Genomic DNA, 12,985 nt, shown 5'->3' on the forward strand with positions numbered 1-12,985 from the left:
TTCTAATTTTACCGGCCTGCCCGCAAACGGTATAGGTCGGGTTTCGGGTCGGTGTTGGTTTCGGTCATAGGTTTCGGTCGGGCAGATAGCGGCGTGTCGCGGCCTCGGCGGGCCGTCCGGCACGACTGCCCGAAAACGATCAGTTTCGGTCCGTTGCGGATTCCTACAAGAGACCGAGTACCGGACTACCAGGCGGCGCGTCGATGGCTGCGTTAGGTGTTGGCGTGGGTTTCGCGGAGGAACTGGGTCAGCGCTGCGCGGCTGGTGGTGAGGCAGGCGATCTTGGTGTCGAGGTCGTCGATCTGTTCGGTGACCATGCGGGCGAGGATGTCGTCGCAGGTGCTCGACCATCCGGATTGGCCGCTCTGGCGGTCGAGGACAATCTTGATGAATCGCGTCGGGACACCGGAGCGAGAGAGGTCTCGGATCGTGACGACCTGGTTCAGATCGGATTCGGAGTAGTCGCGGTACCCGTTGGGGTGTCGTCCAGGTTGGAGGAGTCCCTGGGCTTCGTAGTAGCGCAGCATTCGGGGCGCGACTGCACTGCGCTGGGATATCTCACCGATCCGCATCCGCTCATCTTCTCTCGCCTGGGACTTGGGGCACCAGGCTTGACCTTGACAGTGGTGTCAATCTTTAGCGTAGTCGCATGAGCACACGATCGACGTCTTTACCCCTGCCCGGCACCGCCGGTCCGCACCGGGCCTGGCCGATTCTGGCGGTGCTGACCGCGGCGACGCTGCTGACGGTGACGGTCGAGATGTTGCCATCTGGGCTCTTGCCGGTAATGAGCGCCGATCTGGGCGTCTCGGAATCAGCAATTGGGTTGCTGGTGAGCGCCTGGGCGCTCACCATTGCGATCGTGGGGATTCCACTTGTGCGGCTCACGATCCGGTTACCCCGCACGCCACTGCTGGCAGCGTGTCTAATCGTGATCGCGGCAGCGAACCTGCTCACCGCGACCGCCTCTAGCCTCCCGCTCGCACTTACCGGTCGTATCCTCGCCGCGACGGCGCACGGCCTGTTCTGGGCACTCGTCGTTTCCTACGTCGCCTCCGTCATCACTGCCGAGCGGCTCGGACGGGCGCTGGCGATCGTCCTGGCTGGGCCCACGCTCGCCGGCCTTGCCGGACTACCGATCGCGGCGGCTCTGGCCGATGTGGTGGGGTGGCGGGCCATCTTCATCGGCCTATCTGTGGTTCTTGTCATGACCGCCGGGGTGCTCTGGCTCATCCTGCCGCAGGTACCGTCAACGATGCCTGCCGGTGGCGGCGGGTGGGATCGCAGCGCTTCCCGAGTGATTGCGGTAGCGATCGCGGGAGGGCTGGTGTTGGTCGGGCACTTCGCTGTCTTCACCTACCTCACGGCACTAGTCACCCAGTTGGGCAGGCTGCCCGGTGCCGCGATCCCCTTGATGCTGTTGGTGTTCGGAGTGAGCGGGGCAGTAGGTATCGCCGGGTCCGGTTTCGCGTCCGACCGGTACCCACGCGGTGCGATCGTCGCCGCGGCAACTCTAGTGACGGTTGGTCTCGCCGTGCTCGCTTTGAGCTCAGGGCAACCGGTCGTGTTCATCATCGGAGTTGCGATCTGGGGAATCGCGGTCGGCGCGTTTCCCCCGATCCTGCAAACCCGGGTGATGCGGGTATCCACGAGCGCATTCCGACCTCTGGCCGGAAGCATCGTCGTCACCGTCCTCAACCTCGGTGTCGCAGCCGGAGCCACCCTCGGCGGCCTTGTCCTCGACCACGGTCCTATCGCCGTCACTCTCATCGCAGTCACCGCCGCGGCAGTGGGAACCTTCGCGCTAGCGCTGATGCGCCCCCTCAACACCCCGCATGAAGGTACCCGCTAGCTTGCCGAATCCTCCCGGCGACGGAGCCGCACCACCCGCGGTACACCCGCTTGTTGATGGGGGATGATGACCCGGTTGACGATCGTGATGCCAGCAGCGGCGATTGGCACCGCGACAAGGGCACCGAGAATGCCGCCGAGGGCAGCGCCACCGAGGGCAGCGACGATAACAAGTGCTCCCGGCATGGCTACGGCGCGGGCCATGACTCGCGGCGTGAGTACGTAGGCCTCTACTTGCAGGTAGGCGAGCAGGATGGCGGCAACGACGATGGCCGGAACCAGGCCCGTCTCGAGTGTGATGATGGCCGCGATGCTCGCTCCGATGACAGGCCCGACAACGGGGATGAGCGCACCAATAAAGGCGATCAGAGAAAGGAGGGCAGGAGCTGGGCTTCCCGCCGCGGAGGTCACGATGAACGTTACGAGCGCATTGACGAACGCGAGGACGATCTGTCCCCCGACGAAACGACCAACAGACTGCAGAATTTCCTCCGCGATCGACTTCACTCGGTGGCGGGCGCGGTACGCGACCAGCTCGTACGCCTTCGCCTTGATGGCCGGCATGGTGAGAGCGAGGTAGATCGTCAAAACGGTCACGATGATCACACCAGTGATGGCGTCGATGATGCCGGTGCCAACCTCTAGCAGACCACCAGAGAGTTTCAAGAGCTGATCTGGATTCGCGAGGAAAGCAGTCGCGTTCGCCAGCAGATTGTTCACGTCCAGACCATCCCCGATCATGCCGATCAGCCAGAGGAACCACGGCTGATCCGGGATCGCCGACACGAGCGTAAAGGCCTGGTTAGCGACGGCCGTGACCTGTTCGGACACTGCTGGAAGGATCACAGTGATGAGGAACGCGGTGCCGACGAGGAGAATGAAGGCGATAGTGAGAACTGCCGCCCACCGAGGCATTCTTCGCTGCTGCGCGTAGCTGAGGAGCGGTTCCGCGGCGATGGCCAGGAAGAACGCTAGTCCGATGTACACGAGGACGGTTCCCAGGGCGCCGATCGCGGCCAGGATCGCCATCCCACACCCGACGCCGAGGGTGGCGATAAGCGCATACCTGAACGGATGCGCAGCAAGCCCAGCGGAGGACAACGCACCCCTCCCGCCTCCGCGGGAGCCGAGGCTCGCGGGGAAGCGGCGAACGTGCATCCTATTTGTGGACGCCCGTCGGACGGCGGCGCTCGGCCGGTTAGTGGGCAGCACCGAGCTCGACCAGGAGGACACCGCCGATGATGAGCGCGATACCGGCGGCCATCACCCAGGTGAAGGGCTCGTTGAACAGGAACTTGCTGGCCACCGCGGTGAGCGCAACGCCGGACGCGGCCCAGATTCCGTAGGCGACACCGATGCCAAGGCCCAGCGAGAGGACCTGTGTGAGGAAGAAGAACGCACCGAGGTACCCGATGACCACGGCGATGAAGAACAGCTTCTTGCCATTCGTGGCCACCCGCAGGGACAGTGCGGCGCCGACTTCGAGGATGATGGCGATGATGAGGAAGAGCCAGACCATCAGGCGTTCGCCTCCCGCTTGCGGATCGCAGCTTGGGAGCCCATTTCGACGGTGAGGACGCCGCCGATGATGAGGACCAGGCCAAGGATCATGATCAGGGTGAGGGGTTGGCCGAAGATGATCGCGGCGAAGATAGCGGTCAGCGCCACACCCATCGCACCCCAGATGCCGTAGGCCACACCGAGTGCCATTCCCTGGCGGAGGACGAGGCCGAGGAGGCTGAAGGCGGCGACGAAGCCGACGCCGACGACGACGTACCAGGCGGGGTGGTCTTGAGCGGCTTGGAGGGCGAGCGAGGCCGTGACCTCGCTGACGATCGCTCCAGCGAGCAGGAGCCATTTCTTCATTTGCTAGTCCTTAATCAGGTTGTGGGCGAGGAGGTGAACGCGGGCCCGTTCATCGGGTGTGGGGGGAAAGAAGTTGGTGGCGTCGGCGAGCCATCCGCCATCGGCGAGGAGTCGTGCGGCGATCAGTCGCGCCCGCACGTCGGGGGCTAGATCGGTCGGCAGTGTCAGCCAGGGTGCGAGGCGCTCCGTCCACCGGTGGGTGAGGGTGCGGCGTAGTTTCGGGTCACTCATCGCGACCAGGTCTGTTTCGCTGAACTCTCCGGAAAGAGACCAGTCCAGGTAGGCGCGGATCCGTTCATGGGGTCCCGCCTGGGACGAAGTCACCCCGAGTCGGGCGGTGAGCTCGCTCTCCCATCGGTCCAGGACCGAATCGACCAGCGCGAGCATGAGGGCTTCCTTAGTGGGGTAGTGATACATCACTCCGGGCTTCGTCAACCCGACCGCGCGGGCGACCGAATCCAACGACACCGACCCGCCCTCTTCCAGCTGCGCGAAGGCCGCGGCGATGATCGAATGCGGTGTCTCATTTCCCATGCCAGCAGGTTACCATCCGGAAGGTAACCAAGCTGTAGGGTTGCTGAGACTGGCGTATCTTAAGGGGAAGCGATCATGGACGTAGAGCGCCCCCCACGCGAGGGAACGCACCGCTGGGCCGACTACCTCGTCACTGCTGCAGAACTCGTGACCGTGCTCGTGGCAGTGGGGTACGTGCTCTCCGGAAGCGTGGTCGTGCTGATCGTGTGGGAAGCACTAGCGACGGCATATCTCCTCACCGGGTCAGTCCTCACCTGGCGACGCAGCATCACCGGCCGACACGGAAGCCGCCGATCGGGAACCCTAGACACACTGTCGTGGGTGCTACCGCTCATGGCCAGTCTCGTCGGGGTGAACGCAGCCGTTCTCGCGATCACAATCCGCGTTCCCGCCGAAGCTCCCCGAGGGGAAACGGTATTCCTCGGAGTGGCGGCCGCGATCGGCATCATCTTGTCCTGGCACCTGCTCCACACCGGCTTCGCCCAGGTCTACGAAACACTCCAACACCGCGACCCCGAGCATCCCGCGCTCGAATTCCCCCGCACGACACATCCCGGCCTGGCGGACTTCCTGTACTTCGCGTTCACGATCGGCACATCGTTCGCGACATCCGACGCCACCGTGGCCACCGTGCGGATGCGGTGGCTTGTCCTCACACACAGCATCGTGAGCTTCTTCTACAACGCCCTCGTCGTCGCCGTAGCCATCCAAGTCATCCAACAGATCGCCCGCGCCTGAACTCAACGAAATCACCTACTTACGCCTTGATAGACGGCCATCGGAATCTCCAACGACGTAAGCAATAGTTGGAAAGATCGCGTCGGTCCGTCAGTGTCAGCGAGATTCGGCGCGCAGCTCGTCGACGAGGGCCTGGTGCGTGGGGTGCAAGAACAGCACGACGGGGCCTTGGTAGTAGCGGCTCTGTTGCAAAAATCGTGAAGCTTGAGCATGCTTGGCGGAGATTGGACGGACGGAACGATGACGGATTTCAAGTGGCGCCATTTCCAGGGTGATGTGATCCTGTGGGCGGTGCGCTGGTATTGTCGCTATCCGATCAGCTATCGCGACCTTGAGGAAATGCTGGCGGAACGCGGCATTTCGGTCGACCATACGACGATCTATCGCTGGGTCCAGTGCTACGCCCCGGAGATGGAGAAGCGGCTGCGCTGGTTCTGGCGGCGTGGCTTTGATCCGAGCTGGCGCCTGGATGAAACCTACGTCAAGGTGCGGGGCAAGTGGACCTACCTGTACCGGGCAGTCGACAAGCGGGGCGACACGATCGATTTCTACCTGTCGCCGACCCGCAGCGCCAAGGCAGCGAAGCGGTTCCTGGGCAAGGCCCTGCGAGGCCTGAAGCACTGGGAAAAGCCTGCCACGCTCAATACCGACAAAGCGCCGAGCTATGGTGCAGCGATCACCGAATTGAAGCGCGAAGGAAAGCTGGACCGGGAGACGGCCCACCGGCAGGTGAAGTATCTCAATAACGTGATCGAGGCCGATCACGGAAAGCTCAAGATACTGATCAAGCCGGTGCGCGGTTTCAAATCGATCCCCACGGCCTATGCCACGATCAAGGGATTCGAAGTCATGCGAGCCCTGCGCAAAGGACAGGCTCGCCCCTGGTGCCTGCAGCCCGGCATCAGGGGCGAGGTGCGCCTTGTGGAGAGAGCTTTTGGCATTGGGCCCTCGGCGCTGACGGAGGCCATGGGCATGCTCAACCACCATTTCGCAGCAGCCGCCTGATCGGCGCAGAGCGACAGCCTACCTCTGACTGCCGCCAATCTTTGCAACAGAGCCGATGATCTGTAGCGCGCTCATCAGCTCTCCTGCGGCTCCTGATACCAACGCACGACGCCGTTATGGCCGTGTGCCCGGTGAACGTGACTCGATGCCAGCCTGAGCATGTTTGCTGCGGTGGTCAGCTCGTCAGCGGCCGCACGGGCGCTGCCGGTGCCGTCGCCGTCTTCGCCGTCGTAGTGCGTGCCGTCCTCGGTGCGGCTGTGCCACTTGCCGAGCTGGTCGATCACCTGCGCCAGGTGGTCGATAGTCGCGCCCAGCTCACCGAGCAGCCGGTATGAGTCGCGCGGGTGCGGTACGTCACGGGTTGAGTGCGCGAGCGCACGCGCCAGCTCTTCGACCTCGGCGGCGATTTCGAGCTGCCGCTGTTCCTCGTTGATTGCCATTGTGGTTACTCCCCTACTCCATCGGGCGGCCGGGTGACAGGCTGTGCGCGGGTGCGCCCTCGAACGGTCGGCCGCCGTTCAGCTCGGCTTCGAGCTGCACTACCTTGTCGAGAATTGCTTCGAGCTGGAAGTCAGAGAGTGACCGATACGGCCGCCCTGCGTTCCTCGCTGCAATGAACGCTGCACGGATGCGTTCGCTATCCTCCGGGGCCGCGTAATAGCCCATCTTCGTGCGGGTGCCAGGCTTCGAGCTGGCGGCCGCCACGGTGCGCTTTGGCGCAGCGGGCGCGGCCGCTGCGGGTGCTGTTCTCTCAGGGGCCGGCTGTGCCGTCTCAACGCGGCCGCTCATCGGCGCTACGGGCGACAGGCCGCCGAGTTGTGAGCGTCGGCGTTCGGGTTTCTTAGACATGAGCAGTTCCCTTCATGAGCTGGTCGATGTGTGCGGCGTAGATCGCGGCGAGGTCGCGCGCCTGCGCGTCGCCTTCGTCCAAGCCGCGGGCCGTCTCGGTGGCATCTGCGATTGCCTGCCGCTTCGGCACGGGTGGGGTAAGAATCGGGAGCTGTGCGGCCTCGGCGGCCGCCGTCAGCTCGTCGGCCCAGTAGCCTCCTGCGAGTGTGTGCGCCTCGTGCGCGTTGAGCACCAGACCGGCGACCGTGAGCTGCGGGTTATAGTGCTCGCGCACCTGACTCACGGTGGTCATGAGCTTCGCGAGGCCGTTGACGCTCCACAGCTTCGACTGTGAGACGATCACGACTGCCTCGGCGGCCGTGAGTGCGCTGATCGTTAGCGGGTCGATAGCGGGGCCACAGTCGATGAGCACCAGGTCATATTCGGCCTGGATCGCGGCGAGCTGCGCGCGCAGCCGCGATTCGCGGCCTGGCTCCGATGAGATAACGAGTTCGTTTCGCACGTCGGCCAGGTTGTCGCCCACGGTCGGCGCGACTGTGAGGCCTTCCCAGATACCGGGCACGAGCACGTCGGCCAGCGTGTCTTCGCTGCGGCTGCTGAGCGCGTCTGCCACTCCGACGTCGCCCTCTTGCATGTCTTCGGTGAGAACGCTGGTGATGTTCCCCTGCGGGTCGGCGTCGATCACAAGCACGCGCTGTCCGTCGAGGATCGCGGCGCGGGCGTGGTGGTAGACGGTGGTGGACTTCCCCACTCCGCCCTTCTGGTTGCAATACGCAAGAATCATGGTGCCCTTCTTTCAGGTCTAATGGTACTAATACCCCTATTGGGGGCAGATAGTGGGCTGCACCTTGGCAGCCCACTATCTCGGCGGTCTAGTTCCGGCGCTCGACGGTGACGGTCTGCCCGCGAAGGCTCACGGTCACTTCTGCATCGAGCACCTTGCGAACGGTGCGGGTGTTGCCCTCGTCGTTCGTGTAGGTGTCCAGCAGCTCTTCGCCCGCGACGTTCACGCGCACGTTCCCGCAACGCTCAGCGAGGTCGCACAGCGCCTCGGCGTCGGCTCCCCAGACTGCAACGTCGTAACCCTCGGTGCCGCCGTCCTCGAACTCACCGCCCTTGTTCACGCGATCCGTGCGGATGACGCGAGCGAAGGTGTAGGGGCGGCCGTTCTTGTCGGTGCGCAGCTCGGGTGCCTTGGCCAGGTTCCCGGTGAAGCTGATGAAGGTGGTCATGATCTTTCCTCTCGGTTCGGTATTCGGGATTATGGGGTTTATAGGTCTATTGTACCTAATAGGTCTAGTCGTGTCTATGGTTTCGGCAGATTACCCGGTGCAGCTCCCCCACATTCCCAGCGCGTCGGCCTGCGCTGCGCGCTCTGCGTCGCGGTGCTCGGCCTGGCCGATGTAGGGCGCATCGTAGGTGTACTCGTGCGCGGCTCCTGCTTCGAGCAGCACGACGGCTGCGCTCTGCCCGTCGATGTAGACGTGGCGCAGCAGTCGCCCGTAGCGGTCGGTGTCATCCTGAGTAGGATCGGCGCGCAGCTCGACCGCCTGCCCGTAGACCATTGTGTTCAGCTCGTCGCGCGCCTCTTGCGCGTAGCAGTCATCCTGCCCGCCGTCACGGTTGATTTCGGGTGTATCGAGGCCGATGAGGCGCACGCGCGCCTCTCCCCCGGCCGTCTGCACGTCGATGGTGTCGCCGTCCACTACGGCGATCACTTGTGCGCTCTCAGCGGGCAGCAGCTCGGCGTCGGCCGCGCTCGTCTCGGTGCAGCTCTGTAGGCCGGTGGCACTTGCGATTGCGAGCACACCTGCAAGGATCGTGCGCAGCGCGCCCGCCCTCACTTGCTCTTCCCTTCGAGCCGGTCGATAGAGCGGATCATGCGGTCTTCCCACATATCTTTCTCACTCGATCCCATTTCATCCCAGCCCAGCGGGTACTTGATCCCGGCTGCACGGATGCGGTCTTTGATCTTCTGGTGCTCGGCCTCGCGCTTCGCGATCCACGCGGCGCGCTCTTCTTTGGTCAGCATGATATTTCCCCCTTATGGGTCTTATGGGTCTATTCCGCGGTGTCAGTGAGTCGCTGCGAGAGCGCTTCGATCTTGTCGGGGCGAAAGCCTGACCAGTGCTCGTCATCGGTGACGACGACGGGTGCCTGCATGTAGCCCAGCCCCTTGACGTACTCGGCGGCCGCATCGTCGGCGGTCACGTCGATCACCTGGTAGTTGATGCCCTTGTTATCGAGCGCCCGATAGGTCGCGTTGCACTGCACGCAGCTCGGCTTGCTGTAGACGGTGACTGTAAAGCTCATGATCGGTTCCTTTCCTGCCCAGTGCCTCGGTTCCCTCTGACACTCCCCCCACGTTTTTTTGCCGTGAAGGCACCATGTGCCTTCGTAGCGAGCGCAGCCGGAGGGCAAGTGACCGTGGAATACCGGAGCGGCCGAGCGCCAGCGAGAGACGCGAGGATATGCCGCGAAAGCACTTGCGTGTAGGTGGAGCGAACGTAGAATGCCGCAGGCTTCACGGCAAAATACGATTTGAAAGAGGGGCGGCCGCGCAGCGGCCGACGCATGGCCGCCCTCTGTCGGCTGCACCGGTCGCGGATGCGGCCGGTGCAGCGCTTAGGCGCTGCCGCCTGGTGCCCGCGGCCGAACGGCCGCGGGCGGCGGGCACTCATTCGCTGCACTCCTGCGCTGCCCTGTTGAGCGCATCGAGCGCCGCGGTGATTTCGATGCTCTGCTTTGCGGCGCTGAGCTGCTGCCACTCTTCGCCGTGCTCGGTCTCTGCCCACTTGTGCGCCAGCTCGACGGGGGTTCGGCCGGTCAGCTCGCGGCCGTCTTCGAGAGTGATGGTCAGGTGCTCGGCGGTGATGGTCATGGGTGCAACCTCTCGGTTCGGTTTCGGGGTTATGGGGTTTATAGGTCTATTGTACCTAATAGGTCTAATGGTGTCTAGGTTTCGATCCACTCCATTTCGGACTGATCGAGCTGACTTTCTGTCCAGCCCTCCCCAATGCCGTTGAGTACCGACTTCTCGGCGCGGCCGTCCGGGTGCACGGTGATGCTCTCCACGGTCAAGTCGTCCTCGATGACGATGATTTCAATGCTGCCGAATGCCTGCCGCTGCGCTGCTGGGCGCTGCCGCTCGTGCAGGCATAGGTCGCGGATCGTCGCCCATTGGGCGGCAGTGAGCTGCGAGCGGAACTTGAACATACTTTTATCTCCTTTGGGTCTAATAGGTCTATTTAGCTGTGCTCGGGGTCACGGGTCAGCGTGTCTACGAACGTGACGAACTCAGGGCCGGTGATCGCCACGGTGCTTGCGAGCCGGTAGCCGCTGCGGGCGTAGCTCATCAGGTCTTCGTCGCGCTCTGCGAGCTTGCGAAGCTGTCGCGGAATCTCGGTGTCATCCACGATGGGAACGATGGTCGTGATGGTGCTGATGCTCTGCATGGTGTCTCTCTCCCTCTCGTTTTTTTGCCGTGAAGGCGTTTACGCCTTCGTAATGAGCGATGCCGGAGTGCAAGTGACCGTGGAATACCGGAGCGAGCGCAGCGAGCGAGGATATGCCGCGAAAGCACTTGCGCGTAGGTGGAGCGAATGTAGTGTGCCGCCAGGCTTCACGGCAAGAAACGCGAAGCGTTCAAGCCCTGCGGCCGCTTGCGGCCGTCGATGTGGTGGGGAGCGCGAGGGCACCCCCTCGCCCGCCGCCTGGCTGGCGGCGGGCTGCTCGGGCATCCCTTATAGGTCTTATAGGCCTATTTAGGCGGCCTTGGCTTCCTGCTCTTCGTCGGCCTCGGTGATCGCGTCTGCGATGGTGTGCGCAGCGCGCAGCACGTTTGCGGCGGTCTGCTTGATGGTGTCGGTGTCGTCTCCGATCCATCCGGCCACGTAGCCGACGCTGTAGGCGCTCGTGTCAAGGCCGATGATCCCGGCGACGATGTAGGCGACGCTTTCCGCCTCGCACTCTTTCAAGCCTCGGTGCGCGACGTACTCGGCGTGATCCTCCGAGCTGTGCAGGATGACGTGCGCGGCCTCGTGCAGGATCGTCTTAGCGGCCTGCGCGTCGCTGAGCGCTGCGTCTACGACTACGCGCTTGGTGCCGTCTGTCGTGGTGTATCCGTTGGTTTCGCCGGGGATCGTCTCACGGGTGACTGTCCAGCCCTGGGCGGTGAGGTAGTCGGCGGTGGCGGCGTAGATTCCGGCCTCGTCGTTTCCGTCGAGCCGCTGCGCGGGGTTCGGGTCGATCCATTCGTCGGTGGGGTCGGTCTGGCTCATGTCGAACACGCTGAGCATCGGGAAGTAGCGCACGACGCGCTCGCCTGTGTCGAGCTGGTCGAGCGTGCCGTCTTCGTTCTCTTCGTCGGCCTTGGCCTTACGCTCACGGAACCCGAAGATTTTCAGGCTGCGCTCTCCCTTGCGCACCTGGCGGCCGAGCTGCTGCCACTTGCGGAACCCGGCTACGCGGGTCGCGGTCGGCATCTGCGAGAGGATCAACAGCACATTGTTCAAGCTGTAGGAGTGAAACGAACGGGCGAAGTCGAGGAATCGCTGCCAGGCGTCGGAGTCGCGCAGCTGCTCTACCTGCTGAGCGATGGACTCGTGCAGGGCGTCGGCCTCGGCGCGGCGCTGCTCTGCGGTCTTCTGGGTCTTGATCGTGCGTGCCATGATGAACCTCCCGGTGTCTCGGACTACCAACTACCCCTCACGTTTTTTTGCCGTGAAGGCACGAATGTGCCGCGCAGAGAGCGCAGCCGGAGTGCAAGTGACCGTGGAATACCGGAGCGAGCGCAGCGAGCGAGGATATGCCGCGAAAGCACTTGCGCATAGGTGGAGCGAACGTATGCTGCCGAAGGCTTCACGGCAAGAAAATGCGATAGCTGAAATGAGGGCGGCCGCGCAGCGGCCGACGCATGGCCGCCCTCTGTCGGCGGCCCCGGTCGCGGATGCGACCGGCGGGGGGAGCGCGAGGGGGTGACCCCTTCGCCCGCCGCCGAGCTGGCGGCGGGCTGCGACTGGCTCTAATAGCCCTTATAGGTCTATTGCTGCCAGTAGCGGGGGTTCAGTGCCTCGGTGCCGTCGTAGTCCAGGGCGAGCAGGACGCGGGCGAGCTGGTCAATGTAGACGCCTTCGATCTTCGCGTGCTCGATGCCGCGGGCGTACTCGCGCACCTCGATTTCGATTTCATCGAGCGGGGTCGTACTCACGAGCACGGCCATGTTGCGAGCGGCCGCGTAGCGGTCGCCGGTTCGCGTGAATGGAAGGATGCGGGCGGTGAACAGTAGGCCGCCGCGGTCGTAGCGGCCGGGCACTGCTGCGAGCTGGCTTGCACCAAGCGACATAAACACGCCGGGGCCGATTGCCTGGCGGAACTGTTCGGCGGTCGAGCGGTGGAACTCGTCAGCTCCGGCGATGTGTGCGGTGTCGAACGGGATAACTCGGGTGGGCTTCATGGTCTTACCTTTCGTTAGGTCTTATAGGGTTTATAGGTCTATTTAGGCGGCGATGAGCCGGTCACGCTCGGCGTCGTCCAGTCGGTAGGCGAAGCTGCACGAGCCGAACCATTCGGCGGCGGCCGTCGCTGCTTCCTCGGTCGAGTACAGGCCAAGAATGCGCGTGCATGGGCAGTTGAGCACGGCCCAAGCGTTCGCGGTTCGGCTCTGGCCGCACTCGCACGCGATCCGCTCGGCGCACTGCTGCGCCTCGGCGGCGGTGCCCTCGGCCGCGTAGCCGATTCCAACGGGTGCCAGTCCGGCGCAGCTCTTGCAGATATAGATGGTTGCCATGTTCTTATCTCCTTTGGGTCTAATAGGTCTATTTGGCGCGGATCACTTCGTGCTCGAAGAGGTCTTCGTCACAGGTGAGGCACGCGGCAACGTAGTAGAGGCCGTGCTGCTCGATGGGGAATGTCTCGGTGTCGCCCTCGCTGATGTGTTCGCGGTCGAACGTCACGGGGTTACCGCATCGAGCATGGATCGCCTCGGCGCTGATGTGCATTTCGGGCATCGGTCTCTCTCCCTCTCGTTTTTTGCCTTGAAGGCGTTTACGCCTTTCGCAGAGAGCGATGCCGGAGTGCAAGTGACCGTGGAATACCGGAGCGAGCGCAGCGAGCGAGGATATGCCGCGAAAGCACTTGCGCG

Annotated in this window: 22 protein-coding genes; 3 read left to right on the forward strand and 19 right to left on the reverse strand. The window is 63.7% G+C overall.

Annotated elements, in window-relative coordinates; genetic code table 11:
* Positions 1-212 precede the first annotated feature (212 nt).
* Positions 213-572 carry a MerR family transcriptional regulator gene (locus CZ674_RS02845; RefSeq protein ID WP_086991036.1) on the reverse strand — a complete coding sequence of 120 codons (360 nt, stop codon included), beginning with the start codon at positions 570-572 and terminating at the stop codon, positions 213-215.
* Positions 573-649: 77 nt separating this feature from the next.
* Here CZ674_RS02845 and CZ674_RS02850 point away from each other — a divergent pair, with 77 nt between their 5' ends.
* Positions 650-1,852, forward strand: a complete 1,203-nt coding sequence (locus CZ674_RS02850; protein ID WP_086991037.1) for an MFS transporter — start codon at positions 650-652, stop codon at positions 1,850-1,852.
* Here CZ674_RS02850 and CZ674_RS02855 read toward each other — a convergent pair.
* From CZ674_RS02855 to CZ674_RS02870, 4 genes are all read right to left on the reverse strand, one after another.
* Positions 1,849-2,880, reverse strand: coding sequence for an AI-2E family transporter (locus CZ674_RS02855; RefSeq protein ID WP_159305585.1), 1,032 nt, complete (start codon positions 2,878-2,880; stop codon positions 1,849-1,851). The two genes, CZ674_RS02850 and CZ674_RS02855, sit on opposite strands and share 4 nt — an antisense overlap.
* A 169-nt stretch (positions 2,881-3,049) precedes the next feature.
* Entirely contained in the window at positions 3,050-3,370 is a 321-nt protein-coding gene (locus CZ674_RS02860; protein WP_068483760.1) for a DMT family transporter, read from the reverse strand.
* Positions 3,370-3,717, reverse strand: coding sequence for a DMT family transporter (locus tag CZ674_RS02865; protein WP_068483758.1), 348 nt, complete (start codon positions 3,715-3,717; stop codon positions 3,370-3,372). Before CZ674_RS02865 ends, CZ674_RS02860 begins: the two co-directional genes overlap by 1 nt.
* Before the next feature lie 3 nt (positions 3,718-3,720).
* The gene (locus CZ674_RS02870) at positions 3,721-4,251 is read right to left on the reverse strand and encodes a TetR/AcrR family transcriptional regulator (RefSeq protein ID WP_086991039.1); all 531 of its coding nucleotides are present in this window, start codon (positions 4,249-4,251) and stop codon (positions 3,721-3,723) included.
* A gap of 75 nt (positions 4,252-4,326) precedes the next feature.
* Here CZ674_RS02870 and CZ674_RS02875 point away from each other — a divergent pair, with 75 nt between their 5' ends.
* Both CZ674_RS02875 and CZ674_RS02885 read left to right on the forward strand, forming a co-directional pair.
* The gene (locus CZ674_RS02875; RefSeq protein ID WP_086991040.1) at positions 4,327-4,989 is read left to right on the forward strand and encodes a DUF1345 domain-containing protein; all 663 of its coding nucleotides are present in this window, start codon (positions 4,327-4,329) and stop codon (positions 4,987-4,989) included.
* A gap of 240 nt (positions 4,990-5,229) precedes the next feature.
* Entirely contained in the window at positions 5,230-5,994 is a 765-nt protein-coding gene (locus CZ674_RS02885) for an IS6-like element IS6100 family transposase (RefSeq protein WP_001389365.1), read from the forward strand.
* A gap of 74 nt (positions 5,995-6,068) precedes the next feature.
* Here the strand turns inward: CZ674_RS02885 and CZ674_RS02895 are convergent, their stop codons facing one another.
* The 14 genes from CZ674_RS02895 to CZ674_RS02960 all read right to left on the reverse strand — a co-directional run bounded on the left by CZ674_RS02895 (position 6,069) and on the right by CZ674_RS02960 (position 12,797).
* Complete coding sequence (locus CZ674_RS02895; protein WP_086991042.1) at positions 6,069-6,434, reverse strand: hypothetical protein; 366 nt, start codon at positions 6,432-6,434, stop codon at positions 6,069-6,071.
* Between the two features lie 13 nt (positions 6,435-6,447).
* On the reverse strand, positions 6,448-6,843 hold the full coding sequence (locus CZ674_RS02900) for a hypothetical protein (RefSeq protein ID WP_143244612.1): 396 nt from the start codon (positions 6,841-6,843) through the stop codon (positions 6,448-6,450).
* Complete coding sequence (locus CZ674_RS02905) at positions 6,836-7,627, reverse strand: ParA family protein (protein WP_086991044.1); 792 nt, start codon at positions 7,625-7,627, stop codon at positions 6,836-6,838. Before CZ674_RS02905 ends, CZ674_RS02900 begins: the two co-directional genes overlap by 8 nt.
* A gap of 88 nt (positions 7,628-7,715) precedes the next feature.
* Positions 7,716-8,075 carry a single-stranded DNA-binding protein gene (locus tag CZ674_RS02910; RefSeq protein ID WP_086991045.1) on the reverse strand — a complete coding sequence of 120 codons (360 nt, stop codon included), beginning with the start codon at positions 8,073-8,075 and terminating at the stop codon, positions 7,716-7,718.
* 90 nt (positions 8,076-8,165) lie between these two features.
* Positions 8,166-8,687, reverse strand: coding sequence for a thermonuclease family protein (locus CZ674_RS02915; RefSeq protein WP_159456878.1), 522 nt, complete (start codon positions 8,685-8,687; stop codon positions 8,166-8,168).
* Positions 8,684-8,875 carry a hypothetical protein gene (locus CZ674_RS02920; protein WP_047523862.1) on the reverse strand — a complete coding sequence of 64 codons (192 nt, stop codon included), beginning with the start codon at positions 8,873-8,875 and terminating at the stop codon, positions 8,684-8,686. The genes CZ674_RS02915 and CZ674_RS02920 overlap by 4 nt, the downstream gene beginning before the upstream one ends.
* A 29-nt stretch (positions 8,876-8,904) precedes the next feature.
* Positions 8,905-9,156, reverse strand: a complete 252-nt coding sequence (gene nrdH / locus CZ674_RS02925; RefSeq protein ID WP_047523863.1) for a glutaredoxin-like protein NrdH — start codon at positions 9,154-9,156, stop codon at positions 8,905-8,907.
* 364 nt (positions 9,157-9,520) lie between these two features.
* On the reverse strand, positions 9,521-9,724 hold the full coding sequence (locus CZ674_RS02930; RefSeq protein WP_086991047.1) for a hypothetical protein: 204 nt from the start codon (positions 9,722-9,724) through the stop codon (positions 9,521-9,523).
* Positions 9,725-9,798: 74 nt separating this feature from the next.
* On the reverse strand, positions 9,799-10,059 hold the full coding sequence (locus CZ674_RS02935; protein WP_086991048.1) for a hypothetical protein: 261 nt from the start codon (positions 10,057-10,059) through the stop codon (positions 9,799-9,801).
* A 32-nt stretch (positions 10,060-10,091) separates the two neighbouring features.
* Complete coding sequence (locus CZ674_RS02940; protein ID WP_047524888.1) at positions 10,092-10,298, reverse strand: hypothetical protein; 207 nt, start codon at positions 10,296-10,298, stop codon at positions 10,092-10,094.
* A gap of 309 nt (positions 10,299-10,607) precedes the next feature.
* The gene (locus CZ674_RS02945; RefSeq protein ID WP_086991049.1) at positions 10,608-11,513 is read right to left on the reverse strand and encodes an ArdC-like ssDNA-binding domain-containing protein; all 906 of its coding nucleotides are present in this window, start codon (positions 11,511-11,513) and stop codon (positions 10,608-10,610) included.
* 371 nt (positions 11,514-11,884) lie between these two features.
* A complete protein-coding gene (locus CZ674_RS02950) occupies positions 11,885-12,298 on the reverse strand; it encodes a hypothetical protein (RefSeq protein ID WP_086991050.1) in 414 nt (137 codons plus the stop codon).
* 42 nt (positions 12,299-12,340) lie between these two features.
* Positions 12,341-12,631 carry a hypothetical protein gene (locus tag CZ674_RS02955; protein ID WP_086991051.1) on the reverse strand — a complete coding sequence of 97 codons (291 nt, stop codon included), beginning with the start codon at positions 12,629-12,631 and terminating at the stop codon, positions 12,341-12,343.
* Positions 12,632-12,659: 28 nt separating this feature from the next.
* Complete coding sequence (locus tag CZ674_RS02960) at positions 12,660-12,797, reverse strand: hypothetical protein (RefSeq protein WP_234988399.1); 138 nt, start codon at positions 12,795-12,797, stop codon at positions 12,660-12,662.
* Positions 12,798-12,985 lie beyond the last annotated feature (188 nt).

The sequence above is a fragment of the Agrococcus casei LMG 22410 genome (assembly GCF_900163565.1).
Lineage (GTDB): Bacteria > Actinomycetota > Actinomycetes > Actinomycetales > Microbacteriaceae > Agrococcus > Agrococcus casei.

Bases quoted from the DNA above. Each gene is read 5' to 3' on its own strand.
- CZ674_RS02895 (WP_086991042.1), bottom strand. From the start codon at position 6,434: ATGGCAATCAACGAGGAACAGCGGCAGCTCGAAATCGCCGCCGAGGTC.
- CZ674_RS02850 (WP_086991037.1), top strand. From the start codon at position 650: ATGAGCACACGATCGACGTCTTTACCCCTGCCCGGCACCGCCGGTCCG.
- CZ674_RS02950 (WP_086991050.1), bottom strand. From the start codon at position 12,298: ATGAAGCCCACCCGAGTTATCCCGTTCGACACCGCACACATCGCCGGA.
- CZ674_RS02845 (WP_086991036.1), bottom strand. From the start codon at position 572: ATGCGGATCGGTGAGATATCCCAGCGCAGTGCAGTCGCGCCCCGAATG.
- CZ674_RS02905 (WP_086991044.1), bottom strand. From the start codon at position 7,627: ATGATTCTTGCGTATTGCAACCAGAAGGGCGGAGTGGGGAAGTCCACC.
- CZ674_RS02865 (WP_068483758.1), bottom strand. From the start codon at position 3,717: ATGAAGAAATGGCTCCTGCTCGCTGGAGCGATCGTCAGCGAGGTCACG.
- CZ674_RS02870 (WP_086991039.1), bottom strand. From the start codon at position 4,251: ATGGGAAATGAGACACCGCATTCGATCATCGCCGCGGCCTTCGCGCAG.
- nrdH (WP_047523863.1), bottom strand. From the start codon at position 9,156: ATGAGCTTTACAGTCACCGTCTACAGCAAGCCGAGCTGCGTGCAGTGC.
- CZ674_RS02910 (WP_086991045.1), bottom strand. From the start codon at position 8,075: ATGACCACCTTCATCAGCTTCACCGGGAACCTGGCCAAGGCACCCGAG.
- CZ674_RS02930 (WP_086991047.1), bottom strand. From the start codon at position 9,724: ATGACCATCACCGCCGAGCACCTGACCATCACTCTCGAAGACGGCCGC.
- CZ674_RS02920 (WP_047523862.1), bottom strand. From the start codon at position 8,875: ATGCTGACCAAAGAAGAGCGCGCCGCGTGGATCGCGAAGCGCGAGGCC.
- CZ674_RS02940 (WP_047524888.1), bottom strand. From the start codon at position 10,298: ATGCAGAGCATCAGCACCATCACGACCATCGTTCCCATCGTGGATGAC.
- CZ674_RS02935 (WP_086991048.1), bottom strand. From the start codon at position 10,059: ATGTTCAAGTTCCGCTCGCAGCTCACTGCCGCCCAATGGGCGACGATC.
- CZ674_RS02855 (WP_159305585.1), bottom strand. From the start codon at position 2,880: ATGGCGATCCTGGCCGCGATCGGCGCCCTGGGAACCGTCCTCGTGTAC.
- CZ674_RS02955 (WP_086991051.1), bottom strand. From the start codon at position 12,631: ATGGCAACCATCTATATCTGCAAGAGCTGCGCCGGACTGGCACCCGTT.
- CZ674_RS02860 (WP_068483760.1), bottom strand. From the start codon at position 3,370: ATGGTCTGGCTCTTCCTCATCATCGCCATCATCCTCGAAGTCGGCGCC.
- CZ674_RS02945 (WP_086991049.1), bottom strand. From the start codon at position 11,513: ATGGCACGCACGATCAAGACCCAGAAGACCGCAGAGCAGCGCCGCGCC.
- CZ674_RS02885 (WP_001389365.1), top strand. From the start codon at position 5,230: ATGACGGATTTCAAGTGGCGCCATTTCCAGGGTGATGTGATCCTGTGG.
- CZ674_RS02900 (WP_143244612.1), bottom strand. From the start codon at position 6,843: ATGTCTAAGAAACCCGAACGCCGACGCTCACAACTCGGCGGCCTGTCG.
- CZ674_RS02875 (WP_086991040.1), top strand. From the start codon at position 4,327: ATGGACGTAGAGCGCCCCCCACGCGAGGGAACGCACCGCTGGGCCGAC.